Annotated in this window: 15 protein-coding genes and 1 pseudogene; 5 read left to right on the top strand and 11 right to left on the bottom strand. The window is 69.5% G+C overall.

What is annotated here, in order from left to right:
• The 5 genes and pseudogenes from JWP28_RS19845 to JWP28_RS19825 all read right to left on the bottom strand — a co-directional run.
• A partial coding sequence (locus JWP28_RS19845) for a ribonucleotide reductase N-terminal alpha domain-containing protein (protein WP_299545583.1) occupies nt 1-475 on the bottom strand: 475 nt, incomplete at its 3' end.
• 306 nt (nt 476-781) lie between these two features.
• A complete protein-coding gene (locus JWP28_RS19840; protein ID WP_299545582.1) occupies nt 782-2,101 on the bottom strand; it encodes an MFS transporter in 1,320 nt (439 codons plus the stop codon).
• 144 nt (nt 2,102-2,245) lie between these two features.
• Nucleotides 2,246-2,512, bottom strand: a pseudogene (locus JWP28_RS19835) (aldehyde dehydrogenase family protein); the annotation flags it as partial.
• A 363-nt stretch (nt 2,513-2,875) separates the two neighbouring features.
• Complete coding sequence (locus JWP28_RS19830) at nt 2,876-4,084, bottom strand: OmpA family protein (RefSeq protein WP_299545581.1); 1,209 nt, start codon at nt 4,082-4,084, stop codon at nt 2,876-2,878.
• Between the two features lie 532 nt (nt 4,085-4,616).
• A complete protein-coding gene (locus tag JWP28_RS19825) occupies nt 4,617-6,398 on the bottom strand; it encodes a cation:proton antiporter (RefSeq protein WP_299545580.1) in 1,782 nt (593 codons plus the stop codon).
• Nucleotides 6,399-6,480: 82 nt separating this feature from the next.
• Here JWP28_RS19825 and JWP28_RS19820 point away from each other — a divergent pair, with 82 nt between their 5' ends.
• From JWP28_RS19820 to JWP28_RS19805, 4 genes are all read left to right on the top strand, one after another.
• Complete coding sequence (locus JWP28_RS19820) at nt 6,481-6,861, top strand: DUF2946 family protein (RefSeq protein ID WP_299545579.1); 381 nt, start codon at nt 6,481-6,483, stop codon at nt 6,859-6,861.
• Nucleotides 6,862-6,924: 63 nt separating this feature from the next.
• Complete coding sequence (locus JWP28_RS19815) at nt 6,925-9,237, top strand: TonB-dependent receptor (protein ID WP_299545578.1); 2,313 nt, start codon at nt 6,925-6,927, stop codon at nt 9,235-9,237.
• A 111-nt stretch (nt 9,238-9,348) separates the two neighbouring features.
• Nucleotides 9,349-9,807 (top strand): copper chaperone PCu(A)C, encoded by a 459-nt coding sequence (locus JWP28_RS19810; RefSeq protein WP_299545577.1) that lies wholly within the window; start codon nt 9,349-9,351, stop codon nt 9,805-9,807.
• 101 nt (nt 9,808-9,908) lie between these two features.
• Nucleotides 9,909-11,978, top strand: coding sequence for a M13-type metalloendopeptidase (locus JWP28_RS19805; protein WP_299545576.1), 2,070 nt, complete (start codon nt 9,909-9,911; stop codon nt 11,976-11,978).
• A 43-nt stretch (nt 11,979-12,021) separates the two neighbouring features.
• On the opposite strand, the gene JWP28_RS19800 is transcribed toward JWP28_RS19805, so the two are convergent.
• From JWP28_RS19800 to JWP28_RS19790, 3 genes are read right to left on the bottom strand one after another with little or no spacing between them, the layout of a single operon-like run.
• On the bottom strand, nt 12,022-12,177 hold the full coding sequence (locus JWP28_RS19800) for a DUF1330 domain-containing protein (protein ID WP_299545575.1): 156 nt from the start codon (nt 12,175-12,177) through the stop codon (nt 12,022-12,024).
• Complete coding sequence (locus tag JWP28_RS19795; RefSeq protein ID WP_299545574.1) at nt 12,178-12,309, bottom strand: hypothetical protein; 132 nt, start codon at nt 12,307-12,309, stop codon at nt 12,178-12,180.
• A 39-nt stretch (nt 12,310-12,348) separates the two neighbouring features.
• Nucleotides 12,349-13,365, bottom strand: coding sequence for an NAD(P)-dependent alcohol dehydrogenase (locus JWP28_RS19790; RefSeq protein ID WP_299545573.1), 1,017 nt, complete (start codon nt 13,363-13,365; stop codon nt 12,349-12,351).
• A gap of 85 nt (nt 13,366-13,450) precedes the next feature.
• On the opposite strand from JWP28_RS19790, the gene JWP28_RS19785 reads away from it, so the two are divergent.
• The gene (locus JWP28_RS19785) at nt 13,451-14,407 is read left to right on the top strand and encodes a LysR family transcriptional regulator (protein ID WP_299545572.1); all 957 of its coding nucleotides are present in this window, start codon (nt 13,451-13,453) and stop codon (nt 14,405-14,407) included.
• Nucleotides 14,408-14,706: 299 nt separating this feature from the next.
• Here JWP28_RS19785 and hisG read toward each other — a convergent pair whose 3' ends face one another.
• The 3 genes from hisG to hisS form a co-directional block, all read right to left on the bottom strand.
• Nucleotides 14,707-15,657 (bottom strand): ATP phosphoribosyltransferase, encoded by a 951-nt coding sequence (gene hisG / locus JWP28_RS19780; protein ID WP_299545571.1) that lies wholly within the window; start codon nt 15,655-15,657, stop codon nt 14,707-14,709.
• On the bottom strand, nt 15,654-16,781 hold the full coding sequence (locus JWP28_RS19775) for an ATP phosphoribosyltransferase regulatory subunit (protein ID WP_299545570.1): 1,128 nt from the start codon (nt 16,779-16,781) through the stop codon (nt 15,654-15,656). Before JWP28_RS19775 ends, hisG begins: the two co-directional genes overlap by 4 nt.
• The coding region (gene hisS, locus JWP28_RS19770) for a histidine--tRNA ligase (protein WP_299545569.1) at nt 16,778-18,064 on the bottom strand (1,287 nt) is incomplete at its 5' end. The genes JWP28_RS19775 and hisS, both read right to left, overlap by 4 nt.

Genomic DNA, 18,064 nt, shown 5'->3' with positions numbered 1-18,064 from the left:
TCTGGCCGGCGCCCTTCACCTTCTCGCCGATCGAGCGGACGCCGCCCCAGTAGGTGCCGATGCCGCCGCCGTTGGAGGCCAGCGCCACGTTCTCGTTCCAGACGCTCTGGATGCCTTCCAGGCTGTCCGGCACGGCGTTGAGGAAGCAGGAGATCGGCAGCCCGCGGCCCGCGCCGCCGTTCGACAGCACCGGCGTCGACGGCATGAACCAGAGCTTCGAGATATAGTCATAGACGCGCTGGGCGTGGTCCGCGTCGTCGGCGTAGGCCGTGGCCACGCGGGCGAACATGTCCTGGTACGACTCGCCCGCCAGCAGGTAGCGGTCCTCCAGCGTGGTCTTGCCGAAGTCGGTCAGCAGCGCGTCGCGCGACCGGTCGACCTCGACCTTCCTGACCAGCTGCAGTTGCGGGCGCGCAGGCGCCTCCGCAACCCGTTCAACCGCCTCGGCAATCCCAACTTTCGCCGCTTCACTCATCGTCCTGATCCATGCCCCTAACAGAACACGCCGCCCCCGGCTTCGTTCTGAGCCCCTACATGTTGTGGGCGAGCCGCCCAATCAACCCATATATGGGGCACCCGTCCTAATGACTCGTCAATGAGGAGGGTCAGTCGGCGCCCAGATTTTTTTGTAAACCAAAGGTTAACAGGCGCGCCTGCCCTCGGCAGATCAAGGGCTTGGCGCTCGTTGACGCACCTCCGCTCACGAGACTGTGACCGGGAAACGGATGGGCGGCCGGAGGAGTGAGATCAACATCGCGCCTTGGGAGCGGACGCGCTGTCCTCAGGCGCGTTGAACGGCCAAGGCCTCCACCTCGAGTGCGGCGTCCTCGATCGGCAAGGTTTCTCCGTCGCGGGTAGCGATCAGGCGTTTGGGGACGAGCAACAGGACGGGGAGGATCAGCGCGTAGGCGAGAGTGATCGCCACGACGCAGGCCGTGAAGCCGCCGGCGTAATCATAGAGGTAGGTGCCCAGCACGTCGCCGAACCGTATCGCCACCCAGTAGAGGCTGCCCGCCATCATCATGATCGTGCCTTGCAGAGCCCTGGGCGCCGAGCGCATCAGCAGGTCGATGAAGGCCGATGACGCGACGCCCCCGGTCAAGCCGATGAAGGCCGCGCCCCACATGGCTCCGTGCACCGAGTGGACGAAGTAGAGCGGCACGAACTGCGGAATCCCGACGATCGTCCCCCAGAAGAGCAGGGTGCGCGCGGTGAATCGGCGACAGAGCGCCCCGTAAAGGAAATAGGTGGGGATGAAGGCGGCGGCGAAGATCGCGTTCCACGCGCCCCACTGGGCGTCTGAGGCGTGCAGGGTGTTCTGCAGGTAGTACTGCAGCGGCGTGCCCGATCCCGGTGCGAAGGACCACAGGAACCAGACCAGCAGCGCCGGGTAGACCGGCCAGTGCCGGGCAAGCCGCGAGAGTTCATCGAGCGGGCGGGCCTTCGAATGCTCGAGCTTCAGATGGTCGTAGACGACCCGCGGCTTCCAGGCGCCGTAGAGCGCGACGGCGGCCATCAGACCTGCGCCGACGAGGAACAGGATGCGAGCCGCAGCGTCGGCGCGCTGTCCTTCGAGGAACTGGCTGAGCAGGCCGCCCGCCCCGTACGCTGCCAGATAGGGAACCGAGGCGCAGACGCTCCAGACCACGCTCATCCAGCCGGTCATGGCGAGTTGCTGCCCGGCCATCGAGGCCAACCCCTGCTCGGCCGCCCGGGTGAACGACCAGGCCACCAGAGACACCAGGATCGCAGCCATCAGCACCGGGTAGCTGGGCGAAGCGGCGGCGAACCCGGCGTAGACGGCAGCGCAAACCGCGCCGAACACCATCAGCATGCCGCGGTCCTTGCGGCCCAGGATGTTCCACCGGTCGCGCGCGAAGCCGAAAATGAGGCCCACGTAGAGCGGGATGGCGGCCGCCAGCCGGAAGTTGGCGACCTCGTGCGCTTCAAGGTGCAGCTTGTTCTTCAGGAAGAAGGTGACCGGCACGTCGATCAGCCCGCCGGCGGGCGAGCCGAAGCCGACCAGCAGCATCATGCCGGCCATGTAGAGCAGGATCGGAAGGCGGCGAACCTCCGCCGCGTCAGCCGGCTGTCTCGCCATCCTGTTCCCCCTGCTGACCTCAGATGAGGGAACCGGGGTACGGGAGCGAGGTCAACCCCGTGCGCTCCTCCAGACATCCCGCAGGGCGCTATAGACCAGCGCTCCGGCGAAGAATGGCTTTCAACGCGGACCTGACGCTCCGCCCTAGGGATTGAGATTCAGCAGCGCCGGATCGCCGCCCTGGGCGGCGATGTTGACGCTTACCGCCCGTTCCACAGCGTAACGCGGCAGGGCGTTCGGCCCGCCCGCCTTGGGGCCGGCGCCGGAAAGGCCCTCGCCGCCGGACGGCTGGACGCCCACCACCGCGCCGATCATCGAGTGGTTGACGTAGGCGTTGCCGGCCGGGACCGCTGCGCGCACCCGCTCGGCAAAGGCCTCGATGCGGCTGTGGACGCCGAGCGTCAGGCCGTAGGTCGACAGGCTAAACTCCTGCAGGAAGCTCTCCACCACTCCCTGGCGGCGGGCGCCGCGGCGGGCCGCCCTGACCAGGGCGACCGCCTCCTGGCTCACCGCCTCGCGGTCCTGGTCAGAGGACCGTCCGCAAGCGTCACTCTGACACCATCCGAAGATACAAGGTGGATCGCCGCGCAGCCGCGAGACGGAGGGGGCGCAAGGCCTCACACGCCGAGCTTGAGGCCTTGCGCCCCCTCCACCGCGTTCCGCGGTCCCCTTCCCCCGAAGTGTTCCCTTCGGGGAGGAGCCTAGCTCAAACGCAAGGAGCCCGGCCTTTCGGCCGGGCTCCCGCTACTCTTGCCGAACCGTCGGCGGTCGAGATCAGAAGTTGATGTCGATCGTCGAACGGCGGTTCAGCGGTTCCTTCACACCGTCGCCGGTGGCGACTGCCGGGTCGGTTTCGCCCTTCCAGTCGACCGACAGGGCGGTCTGGGGCACGCCCATCCCGACCAGAGCGTCGGCGACCGCCTTGGCGCGGCGTTCCGACAGGCGGACGTTGTAGGCCGCCGAGCCGGAGGTGTCGGTGTGACCGACGACCACAACCCGGGTGGCGTGACCGGCGGAGGCGTAGTTCGCGGCTTCCTGCACCACCGTCTGGGCTTCCGGCGTCAGGATGTACTGATCGAACGGGAAGTAGACGATGAACTGCTTCGCCTCATAGGCCGGCGGAGGCGGCGGCGGAGGAGGCGGAGGCGGCGGGGGAGGCGGCGGCGGCGGGGGAGGCGGCGGCGGGGGAGGCGGCGGCGGGGGAGGCGGCGCGAAGGAGTAGCGCAGGCCCAAGGTCACCGAGCTGTCTTGGTACTTGCCTTTGAAGGCGCCGGGTTGCAGGGCCGCGGTGCCCGTGGATTTGAACGACGCGTCCGAGCCGCTGAGGTAGCGGTAGGTGACGTCGACGTTCAGACGGTCCGTCGCCTTCCAGGCCAGGCCGGCGAGCACTTGCCACGCGAAGACGGTGTCGCTGTCGTCGATGTGCAGGTTCTGGATGGCCGGGTTGGCGCCGGCCACGCCGGTGACCACGCCCGTGACGTTGGAGAACTGACCGTCCGTCGTCAGGTTGAGGTGGTTGACGCCGACGCCGGCGCCGATGAACGGATTGATCATCCAGTCGGGGCCGATGTCGTAGAGGACATTGCCCATCACGGTCCAGGATTCGAGCTTGCCGCTCGGCTTTCCGCAGTTCGGAGCGGCGGTGGTGCGGACCACGCCGGGGGTGCAGAGGCCGATGACCGCTTGGTTGGTGCCGCCGAGGACCGAACTGATGTCACCGGGGCGGTAGCCGGCTTCCAGTTCGACGCGCCAGTGGTCGGTGACCTGATAGCCGAGACGGGCGAAGCCGGCCCAGTCATCCTGCTGGCTGAAGCGCCACGTATACTTGATGCCGTTGGCGGCCAGGTTGGAGGAGTCGGCCTTGATGCCTTCCGGCCAGTGATAGCCGAGATCGACGGCCCCATACCAACCGACTTGCGCAGCAGCGCCAGACGCCGCGAACACCGCGGCCATAGCGGCCCCTGCCAGGAGTTTGAACTTCATAATCAGAGCCCTCTCATTGCCCTCAGTGCTGCGGCCAATTGACCCAGCATTTCTTATATCAAGGCCCGCTGATTGCGTAAGTGTCGCCGAAGCCACACTTGAACCTCAATCTCGCTGACCCGCGAACCTATGCCGGACGCTATACGACTATCGCCTCGCGGATCAACGTCATGACGAACGCTGATCGCTTGCTTGGCTGGAAAAACTGGCGCGTCCGGCGCATTAGCCAGTTCCTCCCTTAGCTCTAACAAGTTCTGGACGGGACTTGCGAAGACCCTGCCGCCTCGCGCCTGATTCCCGCCGACATTCTTGGAATAACTTGTAAATTTGCCGCATCGCCGCCGTTGGACGGGCACGCAAACGCGGCGTTAGGCCTGAGCCAACCGCCTCGCGAATCCCAGCCGCGCAGCAACATCCGCGCCCCTTGTCCTGACCTGCGCCCCTATGCGCTCCTCCTGCAACGTAGACGGCGCCGCTTGGTTCCCGCCGCAGGTTGGGGACGGACTAATTTTCGGCGCCGTTCCGGCGCCGTTCAGGCGTTGCGATTCGCCCGCCTGGCGCGGGTGCGCCCGCCGAGCGCGTCGGGCCGGTTCAAGGCCTTGCGGAACTCGTCGCGCCGCTCGTGGATCGAAGCGATCACCAGGCCCATCGGCACGCCGATCTCCACCAGCAGGGCTTCGGACAGCTGCAGGCTCGCCTCCACAGTCTCGGGCACCGCGTCGGTGGCGCCGAGGTCATAGAGCCGCTGGGCGTGGCGGGCGTCGCGGGCGCGGGCGACGATGGTCAGGTCCGGGCGCAGCTCGCGGGCCACCGAAACGATCGCCTCGGCGCCGTCCGGGTCGTCCATGGTCACCACCAGCGCCGGGGCCTCGGCCAGGCCGCAGCGGGCCAGGAAATCCGGCCGCGCCGCGTCGCCGAAGAACAGCGTCTCGCCCGCCCGCCGGCCGGCCTCCACCAGCCGTGCGTCCTGCTCGACCGCCACCCAGGCGATGTCGTGGCGGCGCAGCATCTCGCCGACCAGCCGCCCGACCCGCCCATAGCCGGCGATCAGCACGCGCGGTTCCGGCGGCTTGTCGCCCACCGCCTCCGGCAGGTCGGCCGGCGAAATCCGTCGCCCGCCGATCTTCGCGCCCAGCGCCGCCAGGAACGGGATGCTGATCATCGAGAGCGTGGCGGCCACCAGCAGGGCCTGGCCGGTGGTGCGGTCCACCAGCCTCTGGTCCATGGCCTGCCCCAGGATCACAAAGGCGAACTCGCCGGCCCCGGCCAGCAGCAGGGCGGCTTCCGCCGCCGCCCGCGTCCGCAGCCGGAAGAGCCTGGCCAGGACGAACACCGCCGCACCGTTGACGCAGGTCAGTCCGGCGGCCGCGCCCAGCACCTCCAGGGGCCTGGCTAGCAGCAAGGGCAGGTTCAGCCCGATGCCGATGGAGAGGAAGAACAGGCCGAGCAGCAGGCCTTTGAACGGCTCGATGGTCACCTCGACCTCGTGGCGGAACTCGGTCTCGGCGAGCAGCAGGCCAGCGATGAAGGCGCCCAGGGCCATCGAAAGGCCGGTAAAGGCGCTGACCAGACCCGCGCCGATCACCACCAGCAGGCAGGCGGCGACGAACATCTCCTCGCTCTTGGCGCGCGCCACCGAGCGCAGCATGGGCCGCAGGATCAGCCGGCCCACCACCAGCAGACCGACCACCCCCAGCACCGCCGGGGCGAAGGCCAGCAGCAGGTCGGGCGACAGCGTCGGCGCCTCGCCGCGGCGGCCGAGCAGGGTCAGGGTGACCAGGATCGGGGCTACCGCGAGGTCCTGGAACAGCAGCACCGAGAAGGTCGCCCGGCCAGCCAGCGAATGCTGCCGCTTCTGCTCGGCCAGGATCGGCATGACGATGGCGGTGGACGAGAGCGACAGCGCCGCGCCGATGGCGATGGCCGCGCCCAGCGGCTGGCCGAGCGCCAGCGCCGCGCCCGCGGTGGCGGCGAGGCTCAGGCCCACCTGCGCCGCGCCCAGGCCGAAGACGAACCGGCGCATGGACCGCAACCGCTCCCAAGAGAGCTCCAGGCCGATCATGAAGAGCAGGAACACCACGCCGAACTCGGCGAGCTGGGCGACCTCGTCGGGATTGTCGATGGTCAGCGCGCCGAGCCACGGCGCCTCGTCGGCCAGGCTGCCGAGGCCGAAGGGGCCGAGCAGCACGCCGGCGCCCAGGAACCCCAGGATGGGCGAGAGATTCCAGCGGCGGAACAGCGGCACGATCACGCCGGCGGTGGCCAGGAACAGGACCACGTCCTTGTAGGCTTCGGGCTGGAGGTGGGCGGGCATGAGCGCTCCGGACGGGATCGTGGGGACTATGGCGCAGCGCCCACGCCTTGAGAAATCGCGCGAACGGCGTAGACAGCGCGCCATGCCGTCCGCCCGCCATCCCGCACACGACCGAAGGGCGCTCGCCGCGCTCTTCGCCGTGTTCGCGCTGCTGGTTCAGGCGCTGATCCCCGCCGCCGCCATGGCGCGGCCGGACTCGTCCGGCACGGTGACCATCTGCACGGCCACAGGGACTGAGACGATCGCTCCCCACGGCCAGCCGGCGCCGCACAAGGGCTTCGGCGGCATGCCCTGTCAGGACTGCCTGGCCGCCGCCATGGCTGCCGTCGTCACGCCGCAGCTGGCCGTCCAGCCGGTCGCCTACGCCGCCGAGCGCGTCGAGCACGCGCCAGTCGTCAGCCTGCTCGAGCCCCGCGCCCGGGCCCCGCCCCGCCCGCCGGGCCAAGGGCCCCCCACCGCCTGAACCTCAGCCTTTAGAGCCGCGCCCGCGAGGGCGCCTGCCCACGCCTGCTGTTCAGGATCCTTCATGCCCATTCGATATCCGGCGCTCCACAGCGCCCTACTCACCGGCGCAGCCCTGTGCGCCCTGGCCGTCACCCATGCCGCCCGCGCCGACGAGGGGCCGGCCGGCTCCACCGTCTCGCCGGTCGTCGTCACGGCCCCGTCGTCGATCTCCGGCCTCGGCGACCTGCCCACGACGACCGAGAGCATTACCGCCGACCAGATCGCCAAGACGATCAACGTGATCACGCCCGAAGACACCCTGCGCTACCTGCCGAACATCCTGATCCGGCAGCGGCATATCGGCGACACCCAGTCACCCATCACCACGCGCACCTCCGGCGTCGGGGCGTCAGCGCGCAGCCTGATCTACGTCGACGGGGTGCTGCTCTCCTCGTTGATCGGTAACAACAACACCAGCGCTTCGCCCAAGTGGGGCCTGGTCTCGCCGGACGCCATCGACCGCGTCGATGTGCTCTACGGCCCCTTCGCCGCGCAATACGCCGGCAATTCCATCGGCAGCGTCATCGCCTTCACCACCCGCATGCCGCGCAGCTTCGAGGCGAGCGCGCAGGTCCAGGGCGCCGTCCAGTCGTTCTCGAAATACGGCGACGACAAGAGCTATCGGACAGGGCGATTCGCCGCCGATCTTGGCGACCGGTTCGAGCCGCTGGCGTTCCGGCTGAGCTACAACCACCTCGACAGCCGCGCCCAGCCGCTCACCTACGTCACCGCCACCGTGCCCACGACGGCCAGCACGGCGGGCATCCCGGTGACCGGCGCCTTCAGCGACGCCAACCGCACCAGCGTGCCGATCTCCGTGCTGGGCTCGGCCGGCATTGAACACCAGGTCCAGGACAACCTGTCAGGCCGCGCAACCTATGACCTGACGCCCAGGGTCACCGCGGCCTATACCTTCGGCCTGTTCTACAACGACGACGACTCGACGGTGAACAGCTACCTGCGCGACGCCGCCGGCCAGGCGGTCTATGCGGGCCCGGTCAACATCGGCGGGCGCGCCTACACCATCGCGAACAGCGCCTTTTCCAGCAGCGTCTACAACCTCGAAGAGCTCGAGCTGGCGCAGGGCCTGTCCCTGGCCTCGCACACCGACGGCGTCTTCGACTTCGAATTGGTCGCGACCAGGTTCGACTATCTGAAGAGCCGCCAGCGCAGTCCGACCGCCGCCCTGCCGGCGGCGTTTTCCGGAGGCCCGGGGACGACCACATCGCTCGACGGTACGGGCTGGTACACGCTCGACGCCAAGGGGACCTGGCGGCCGGCGGGCAGTCCCAACATCGTCACCTTCGGGGCCCACGAAGACGGCTTCAAGCTCAACAATCCGAAGTACGCGCTGACCGACTGGATCAACGGCTCGGCGGGCGCGACGCTGTCGTTCAGCCGTGGCCGCACCGAGACCCGGGCGCTGTGGGTTCAGGACGTGTGGTCGATCACGCCGCAGTTGAAGGCGACGCTCGGCGGCCGTTACGAGCATTGGCGGGCCTATGACGGCCTGACCTTCTCCGCCGCGCCGCCGCTGAACGCCAGCCAGCCGGGGCTCAAGAAAGACGCTTTCTCGCCGAAAGCGACCCTCAGCTATGCGCCTTCGGCCGACTGGATCTTCAAGGGATCCGTGGGCGTCGCCTACCGCTTCCCGACGGTGACCGAGCTCTACCAGGCGATCACCACGGGCGCGATCCTGAGCGTGCCCAATCCGAACCTCAAACCCGAGCGGGCGGTCTCCAGCGAACTGTCCGCCGAGCGTCTCTGGACCCGCGGCAGCCTGCGGGTTTCGGTGTTCGACGAGCGCATCCGCAACACCCTGCTTTCGCAGACGGCGCCCCTGCTGCCCGGATCGACCAGCCTCTTCAGCTTCGTCCAGAACATCGACCGCACGCACGCCACTGGCGTCGAGATCGTCGCCGATCAGAAGGACGCGTTCGTTCCGGGCCTGGAGCTCTCCGGCTGGGTGACCTACGTCGACGCCAAGACCGACCGGGACTCGGCCTTCGCCGCGGCGGTGGGCAAGGACCTGCCGCAGCTGCCGCATCTGCGGGGATCGGTCGTGGCCACCTATGCCGCCACCCCGAAGCTCGATCTGACGCTGGCCGCCCGCTACAGCGACCGATCCTTCGCGACGATCGACAACAGCGACCACTACGCCAACACCTACCAGGGCTTCGGCGGCTACTTCGTCGCCGACGCGCACGCCCGCTATCAGGTGACCCCGCACCTGGTCGCCGGCTTTGGCGTCGACAACCTGGGTGGCCGCTCCTACTTCCTCTTCCACCCGTTCCCGCAGCGGACGTTCATCGCAGACCTGAAGTACAGCTTTTGAAGCTGGCAGAGGAACAGAGCGATGAAGTTCATCACGCCCAATCGCGCGCCTTCGGCGCCCTCACGGCCGCGGCGCCCGACAGCGGCCATCATCATTGAGTATGTCAGCCCCATGAGACTGTTCCCGATCGCCGCCGCCGTCGCGGCCCTTGCCACGCCGCTAGCCGCCTACGGCTCGGGCAAGATGGAAGTCCTCCAGCCTTGGAGCCGGCCCGCCGTCGCCGGGACCAACGGCGTCGGCTACATGGTGCTGGCCAACCACGGCCGCTCGGCCGACGTCCTGCAAAAGGTCGAAAGCCCGTTGGCCGCGCGCGTCGAGATCCATTCGATGTCCATGGCCGGCGGGGTCATGTCGATGGCAAAGGTGAACGGAGTCCCGGTGCCGGCTGGCGGCGAGGCGACCTTCGGGCCCGGCGCCTACCACCTGATGCTGATCGGCCTGACCCGGACGCTGAAGGACGGGGACCAGGCGCCGGCGACGCTCACATTCGCCAGCGGCGCCAAGATCAAGGTCGCCTTCGCGGTCAGCGCCGGCATGGGTCCGCCCGCCATGGCGCCGATGAAGCGCTGAGGCGCGCTGCAATCGGTCGCGGTTTCTGACCAAATTGTAACACCATAACGCCGCCTGCGCGGGGCATGGTCCCGCCACGTCAACCTTTGGAAGCTTCCCCGATGAAGACCTACTGGCCGGGCGCCGCCGCGGCCGCCGCCCTCCTGGCCGCCGGCCCCGCGCCCGCGCAGCCCAAGCCCGTCGCCGTCGCCCCCAGTTCCGCGCCCGACCTGTCCAAAGCCCCCCGCATGGGGACCTGGGGCTTCGACCTCTCGGGCCGCGACACCGCCACCACGCCGGCGCAGGACTTCTATCAGTACGCCAATGGCGGCTACCTGAAGACCCTCGACATCCCGGCCGACCGCTCGCGCTACGGGGCCTTCGACACCCTGAACGAGCTCTCGCAGAGCCGCATGCACGCGGTGGTCGACGCCGCCGCTGCGGACAAGGCCGCCACCGGCGAGCATGGCCAGGTGGGCGGGCTCTACCGGGCCTTCATGGACGAGGCCAAGGTCGAGGCTCTGGGCGCGAGGCCCCTGGCCGGCGACCTCGCCGCCATCCGCGCCGAGAAGACCCGCGCCGGCATAGCGCGGGCCATGGGCGCCTCGCTCCACGCCTTCGGCGGCAGCATGTTCGGCGGCCAGGTGCAGGCCGACGCCAAGGACCCCAACCACTATGCGGTCTACCTCGGACAGGCGGGCCTGGGTCTGCCCGACCGCGACTACTACCTGGAAGCCAGCTTCGCGCCCCAGAAGGCCAAGTATGAGGCCTATGTCGCCCAGATGCTGACGCTGGCCGGCTGGCCCCAGCCTGCGGCCAACGCCAAGGCGATCGTCGCCATGGAGACCGAGATCGCCAAGGTCTCGTGGACCCGCGCCCAGCAGCGCGACGACAACGCCATGTACAACCCCCATCCCGTCGCCGAGCTCGGCGAGCTGGCGCCCGGCTTCGACTGGGCCGGGTTCCTGAAGGGCGCGGGCCTGACCAAGGCCGACCATGTGGTGGTGCAGGAAAAGACCGCCCTGCCGAAGATCGCGGCGATCTACGCCAGGACGCCGGTGGCGACGCTGAAGGCCTGGCAGGCCTTCAACCTGGTCGACCAGGCCGCGCCCTATCTCTCCAGCAACTTCGACAAGGCCCACTACGATTTCCGCAGCGCCGTGCTCAGCGGGACCAAGGCCCAGCCGCCCCGCTGGAAACGCGGCGTCGGCCTGGTGGACGGCCAGATCGGCGAGGCGCTCGGCAAGATCTACGTCCAGGCCTACTTCCCGGCGCAGAGCAAGGCCAAGATGGTGGCTCTGGTGGGCGACATTCGCGCCGCCATGAAGGGCCGCATCGACAAGCTCGACTGGATGAGCGCGGCCACCAAGGCCAAGGCGCAGGACAAGCTCGCCGCCGTCACCGTGAAGATCGCCTACCCCGACAAGTGGCGCGACTACTCGGGCCTGGCGATCAGGGACAACGACCTCTACGGCGACGTGAAGCGGGCTGTCCAGTTCGATTGGGACTTCCGCACAGGGCGACTCGGCGGGCCAGTGGACAAGTCCGAGTGGGGCATGACGCCGCCGACCATCAACGCCTACTACAACCCGGTCGGCAACGAGATCGTCTTCCCGGCCGCCATCCTGCAGCCGCCGTTCTTCGACCCGGACGGCGACATGGCGGTGAACTACGGCGGCGTCGGCGCGGTGATCGGCCACGAGCTGACCCACGGCTTCGACGATTCAGGCCGCCGCTACGACGCCACCGGCAAGCTCACCGACTGGTGGACGCCTGGGGACGCGGCGAGGTTCCAGGCGGAAGCCGGCAAGCTCGGCAAGCAGTACGCCGCCTTCGAAGTGTTGCCGGGCGCGAAGATCAACGGCGACCTGACCATGGGCGAGAATATCGCCGACCTGGGCGGCCTGCTGCTAGCGCTCGACGCCTACCATGCCTCCCTGCACGGCCAGCCCGCCCCGGTCATCGACGGCCTGACCGGCGACCAGCGGGTGTTCATGGGCTGGGCGCAGGTGTGGCGGGCCCGCACCCGCGAGGACGCCCTGCGCCGCCAGCTGGTCTCCGACCCGCACTCGCCGGAGCGCGCCCGCGTCGACGTGCCGATGCGCAACATCGACGCCTTCTACGCGGCCTTCGGCCTGAAGGCCGGCGACGGCATGTACCTCGCGCCGGAGCAGAGGGTGAGGATCTGGTAGGGCGTCATCCCTCCTCTTTCATGGGGAGGGCGTGGGGGTGGCCCTAGACGCCCTCGACGATGAGGCCGCGGTAGATCGCGCCTTTGAACCGATGTTGCGCCGCGGCCTGGTACGCGGGACTCTCGTACCACCGCCTGGCCTCCTCCACTGACGGGAACTCGGCGATCGCCACACCCTCGGGCTCCGGGCCTTCCAGCACCTAATGGCGGCCGTAGGCGGCCAGGAATTTGATCGGCGGGCCCTCAAGGCTCGGGCCCGCGGCCTTTGCGTAGGCCGCGAGTTCGGACGGGTCGAGGGTGCGCTCGCGGATGAAGATCACGTAGGCGGGCATCTCATCCTCCTGGAGCTCGTCGGCCCGCTTGGTCGACGTTCAATGGCGGATGACGACCTTGCCGAAGAGCTGGCGGTCGGCGAAATGGCTCCAGCCGGCCTTGGCGTCGTCAAAGGAAAACACGCTGTCGATCACCGGCCGGACCTCATGCTGCTCGAGCGTCCGGCCCAGGTCCTCGAGATCGCGACGGCTGCCGACGACGATCGGCTTGAACGTCGCCAGGCTCATGAACATGGTCATGAAATCGATGCCGCCCTCGGCGCCCGCCAGGACCCCCACCAGGGATATCTGGCCACCGTAGGCGATGGTCTTGACCGATTGCGTGAGGGTGTCGGGACCGCCGACCTCCACCACGCGATCCACGCCGCGCCCGCCGGTGAGCTCGCGCACCCGATCGCCCCAGTCTGGCGTGGCCCGATAGTCGACGACTTCGTCCGCGCCCAGGTCCCGAAGACGCTGCGCCTTTTCGGGCGTGGAGGTCGTTGCGATCACGCGGGCGCCGAAGGCCTTGGCCAGCTGGACGGCGAAGAGTGAGACGCCGCCCGTGCCTTGGGTGAGCACCGTGTCGCCCGTCCGAACCCCCGACAAGGCGGACCATGCGGTCACCGCGGCGCAGGGCAGGGTCGCGGCTTCTTCGAATGTCAGGTGCTTCGGCATAGCCGCGAGCGCCTCGGCGCTGACGACCTTGTATTCGGTCAGCCAGCCGTCGTGGTCCGAGACATATTGCTCCGGCATCGCGTTGAACGCGCCGCCGAACCAGTTCGGGAAGAAGGCGTTGATCACCCGGTCGCCAGGTTTGAATCGGGTGACGCCCGCGCCGACCGCGACCACTTCGCCCGCGCCATCCGAAAGCGGCACGCGGCCGGACGGGACCGGCGCCGGATAGCCGCCACTGAGAATGATCAGGTCCCGGAAGTTGAGCGAGCTCGCCCGCACGCGGACGAGCACCCCGCCTGTGCCCGGCGATGGAATGTCGCGCTCGGCGAGGACGAGGCCCTCCAGGCCTCCGAGCTTGTCGAGCTGGTAGGCGCGCATTTTCGAGCCATGGGCGGTCATGTTCGGGATTCCTGCTGCTGCTGGCAGGAAGGTGGGTCCTCGGCTACTGTTCGATAATCCGTGCCACGGTGCACGAGCCGTATAGATGAGCTTATCAATCGAACGGACACACCTGGACGGGCTGGTCACCTTCCTCGCCGTGGCGGAACTTCGCGGGTTCCGGGCGGCCGCCCGCCGGCTCGGCGTGACGCCGTCGGCGGTGAGTCAGGCGATCCGCAATCTTGAGGGCAGGATCGGCGCCCCGCTGTTCTCCCGGACGACCCGCAGCGTCGGGTTGACTGAGGCGGGGGAGCGCCTGCTCGCGCACGCGCGGCCGGCGGTGGAGATGCTGACGGCGGGTCTGGAGGCGGCGAGCGGCCTGGGCGGCCAGATCAGTGGCCGGCTGCGCATCAACACGCCCCGGCCGAGCTTGCCCCTGCTGGTCAACCGGTTGTTGCCGGGCTTCATCGACCTCTATCCCGACGTCCAGTTAGAGCTGGTGGGCGAGGATCGGCTGATCGATATCATCGAGGAGGGCTTCGACGCCGGCATCCGTCTCGGACACGTCGTCCAGGCGGACATGATCGCCGTGCGGCTGACGCCCGCCGAGCCATTCGCCGTCATCGGCGCCCCGGCGTTCTTCGAAAGGTACGGCCGCCCGGGGCAGCCCCAGGACCTGCAGGATTTCCGCTGCATTCTGCTTCGCCAGTCGGCCCGCCTGCTCGATCGATGGCAATTTTCCGCCGATGGCCAGTCCATCACCGTCGGCGTCGACGGCCCTCTGATCATCGACGACGTCGAGGCCTGCATCCGCGCGGCCTTGAGGGGCGTCGGGCTCTTCCGCCTGCCGCGTTCCATCGTGATGCACTATCTAGGGCAGGGGGAACTGGAGGCCGTGCTGGATCGCAATGCGGTCGATATCCCGGGTCTTTCGCTCTACTACTCGAGCCGGAGCACGGCGCTTCCGAAACTTCGCGCCTTCGTCGAATACGCCACGAAGCATATGAGGCGGGATTTCCTGCCCGGCGACTATCTCCCCGCCCCGATCGGTCGAGACGGCTGAGCTATCGGATTTTCGGAGAATGTGGATTTTGCCGATATGTCAAAATCAGCCTGGGCGCAAAAATTTGGCCCGTTGCGGGGGATAAACGCAACGGGCCTTATTTTGAGCAGTCGCTCTGATGAGCGGGCGTTTCCTCCCCGAAACGCCGGAGATCCAAGGTCTTGTGCCTTCGTGTCTCTCGCGAAATGAAAGAACGGCAATTTCCTGCCTGAGTCAACGGCTTATGCCGCCCCAATGCACACGCCATGATCAGTTTTTCGCGAACTTTCGAAATTTTACACCGTCTTTTGACGGCGAGTTCAAATAACCCGGTTTTTCAACGCTATGAACGGCGGGCAATTGACCTCATAGACGAAGTCCGGCTGTGACACCGTCACAGGCCCCAGCCCGGCCGCCGTCAACGCCGCGGCGGCCTCGCCGGCGCGGCCCGCCTCGATCAGCAGGCCGTTGGGACGGCGCGAGGCGCCGGCGGCCGTGAGCCGCTCCACGACCTTGGCCTCCGCGCCGTTCCCGCTGGCCGGCCAGACCAGGGTGGCGCTGGTCAGGGCCGCGGCGCGGGCCTCGACCGCGCGCAGCAGCCGCTCGGCGGTCGCCAGTTGATCGGCAGTCCACTCCGCCTTCAGGCTGGCGGTGAGCTGGGCCTCGCTCTTCAGGATCAGGCCGTCGGAAAGCACCTTCAGCCCGTTGGCGGCCAGCGTCGCGCCGGTGGTGGTGATGTCGACCACCAGCTCCGCCGCGCCCGCCGCCGGCGCCCCCTCGGTCGCCCCGCCCGATTCGGTGATCCGGTAGTCGACCACCCCGTGGCGGGCGAAGAAGGCGCGCGTCTGGACCAGGTACTTGGTCGCCACCCGCATGCGCCGGCCGGTGCGCGCCAAGTAGTCGTGCGCCACCTCCTCGAGGTCGGCCATGGTGTCGACGTCGAGCCAGCTCCTGGGCGCGGCCACCACCAGGTCGGCGCGGCCGAAGCCCAGGGCGCGCAACAGCAGCACGCGGCTTTCCAGGTCGCCCCGCTCGCGCAGCAGGTCCTCGCCGGTGACGCCCAGGTGCGCCTCACCCGCGCCCAGCGCATCGGCGATGTCGGCGGCCGACAGCAGCCGCACCTGCGCGCCCGGCAGGCCCTTGAGGCTGGCCAGATAACCCCGCGCGCCGCCGCTGACCGCGAGGTCGAGCCCGCAGTCGGCCAGCCACGCCTCCACCTGCTCCTTCAGTCGGCCCTTCGAGGGGATGGCAATGATCAGCTCGCCGCTCACGATTCGCCCCCCGTAAAGGCGCGCCAAGGCCGCACCACGCAGCCCACCGCCCGCGCGTCCGCCGCGCTGCCCAGCCGCGCCAGAAGGCCGTCGTAGCGGCCGCCCGAGGCCACCGGCCGGTCGGCGCCCAGCGCCTCGCTGCGCACCTCGAAGGTCAGGCCGTCGTAGTAGTCGAAGGCGTGGCCGAGCGCCGGGGCGAACCGCATCCGGTCCGCCGGGATCTCCGCGAGCCTGGCCAAGCGCGCTTCCCAATCCGCCAGCGCAGCGTCGAGGCCGCGGGCCTTGCCGGCGAGCGCGCGGACCTGCTTCAGCCCGGCCGCCGGCGCCTCGGAGATCGCCATGAAGGCGCGGATCGCTGCGGCCTGCGACTCGGTGAGCGCCGGCGCGGAGGCCGCCTCGACGCGGCGCACCAAGCGTGCGGCGATCTCGCCGGGCCCGCGTCCGCCCACCGGCTCGACACCGGCCAGGGCCCAGACCTCTTCCAGCATGGCCGCCGCCTGGGCCTCCGAAAGCCCCGAGAGCATGGCCGCCAACTGGCCGCCGCCGACGGAGGCCGCCGCTTCGCCGGCCCGCGCCAACTCGGCGTTCAGCAGCCGGGGGCGTCCGGCCACCCGCTTCAGCCGCGCGGCCAGCGCCTCCGGCAGCGCCAGGGAGCCGATGAAGGCCGCGAACAGGCCGACGTCGCCCAGCCACAGCGTCAGGTCGCCGCGTCCCCCGGCCACCGCGGCGCGCCAGGCCAGGCCGGCGATCTCCGCGTCCGCCTCGACGATCCCGCCGCTGCCGGGAGCGAACAGCTCGACCCCCAGCTGCACGAACTCCTCCGGCCGGTCGCCCTCCGGCGCCGAGCGGAAGGCAGGGCCCTCGTACACATAGCGGCCCGAGGCGGCCCCGCCCTCGATGTGCTGGCGCGCCACGGCGACGGTGAAGTCGGGCCTGAGGCACGCCTCCGCCCCGCCCTCGGCCTGCACCACGAACAGCCGCGCGCGCATGGCCTCGCCGGCGAGGTCCAGCAGCAGGTTCAGCGGCTGCAGGATCGGCGCATCGACCGGCGTGGCGCCCGCGGCAGCGAGCGCGGCGCGGATCGCGGTCAGCGCCGGCGGCGGAACCGGCGGCTCGACCTTCACGGCTGAGCCTCGACGATCTTCCTGACCGCCGCCACCAGCTCGGCCCGCGGCACGGTCAGCTGCCCCGGCCGTTCGGCGCGCCAGGCGGCGTTGTCGGTGACCCCGGAGGCCAGCTCCCGGCCGAGGTCGAGGTCCTTCAGGGTGACGGTTCCGGCGGCGAACTCGTCGCCGCCGATGATCACCGCGGCGGGCGACAGGCGGCGGTCGGCGTACTTCATCTGCGGCCGCATGCCCGAGGTCCCCAGATAGACCTCGGCGGCGATCCCCGCGGCGCGCAGCTCGCCGGCGACGGCCATGTAGTCGGCCATCCGCGCCTGATCGAGCACCAGCACCACCACCGGCCCGCGCACGGCGGCGGCCAGGTCGCGCCCCGCCGCCTTCAGTGCGGCCGCCAGCCGCGTCACGCCGAACGAGAACCCGGTCGCCGGCGTCCGCTCGCCGGTGAACCTGGCCACCAGGTCGTCGTAGCGCCCGCCGCCGCCGATCGAGCCGAACCGCACCGGCTGACCGCGCTCGTCCGTGGTCTGAAGAAGCAGCTCCGCCTCGAACACCGCGCCGGTATAGTATTCCAGCCCGCGCACCACGGACGGATCGAACGTCGCCCGCTCCTCGCCCACGGCCATGCTCTTCAGCGCCGCATCGATGGCCGCCAGCTCGGCCAGGCCCTCGTCGCCCTCGGCCGATCCTCCGACCACGTTTGAAAGCGCGTCCAGCGTCGCCCTGCGCCCGCCGGCGCCCGCCGCCGTGAAGGCCAGCACCCGCTCGGCCGCCGCGGCGTTCAGGCCGGCGCCCTTGGTGAAATCCCCGGACTCGTCCTTGCGGCCTTCGCCGAGCAGCAGCCGCACCCCGTCCGGCCCCAGCCGGTCGAGCTTGTCCACGGCGCGCAGCACCGCCAGCTTCTGCGCTTCGCTGGCGACGCCCGCGGCGGTCATCAGGCCGTTGAGCAGCTTGCGGTTGTTGATCTTCACCACCGCCGAGCCAGCCGGCAGGCCCGCGGCCTCGAGGCCCGCGACGGCCATGGCGATGATCTCGGCGTCGGCCTCGGGACGCGCCGAGCCCACCGTGTCGGCGTCGCACTGCACGAACTCGCGGTAGCGCCCCGGCCCCGGCTTCTCGTTGCGCCAGACCGGCCCGAAGGCGTAGCGGCGGAACGGCTTGGGCAGGGTCTCCCAGTTCTGGGCGGCGAAGCGGGCGAGCGGCGCGGTTAGGTCGTAGCGCAGCGCCATCCACTGTTCGTCATCATCCTGCAGGGCGAAGACGCCTTCGTTCGGGCGGTCGGCGTC

Origin of the sequence: Phenylobacterium sp. (assembly GCF_028290885.1) — a bacterium.
In the GTDB taxonomy this organism is placed as follows: Bacteria; Pseudomonadota; Alphaproteobacteria; order Caulobacterales; family Caulobacteraceae; genus Phenylobacterium.
This window is presented reverse-complemented; position numbering and strand designations above follow the sequence as displayed.

Excerpts from the sequence above, each read along its gene's own strand:
- JWP28_RS19840 (WP_299545582.1), bottom strand. The coding sequence starts at position 2,101 with ATGGCGAGACAGCCGGCTGACGCGGCGGAGGTTCGCCGCCTTCCGATC.
- JWP28_RS19830 (WP_299545581.1), bottom strand. The coding sequence starts at position 4,084 with ATGAAGTTCAAACTCCTGGCAGGGGCCGCTATGGCCGCGGTGTTCGCG.
- JWP28_RS19825 (WP_299545580.1), bottom strand. The coding sequence starts at position 6,398 with ATGCCCGCCCACCTCCAGCCCGAAGCCTACAAGGACGTGGTCCTGTTC.
- JWP28_RS19820 (WP_299545579.1), top strand. The coding sequence starts at position 6,481 with ATGCCGTCCGCCCGCCATCCCGCACACGACCGAAGGGCGCTCGCCGCG.
- JWP28_RS19815 (WP_299545578.1), top strand. The coding sequence starts at position 6,925 with ATGCCCATTCGATATCCGGCGCTCCACAGCGCCCTACTCACCGGCGCA.
- JWP28_RS19810 (WP_299545577.1), top strand. The coding sequence starts at position 9,349 with ATGAGACTGTTCCCGATCGCCGCCGCCGTCGCGGCCCTTGCCACGCCG.
- JWP28_RS19805 (WP_299545576.1), top strand. The coding sequence starts at position 9,909 with ATGAAGACCTACTGGCCGGGCGCCGCCGCGGCCGCCGCCCTCCTGGCC.
- JWP28_RS19795 (WP_299545574.1), bottom strand. The coding sequence starts at position 12,309 with ATGCCCGCCTACGTGATCTTCATCCGCGAGCGCACCCTCGACCCGTCC.
- JWP28_RS19790 (WP_299545573.1), bottom strand. The coding sequence starts at position 13,365 with ATGACCGCCCATGGCTCGAAAATGCGCGCCTACCAGCTCGACAAGCTC.
- JWP28_RS19785 (WP_299545572.1), top strand. The coding sequence starts at position 13,451 with ATGAGCTTATCAATCGAACGGACACACCTGGACGGGCTGGTCACCTTC.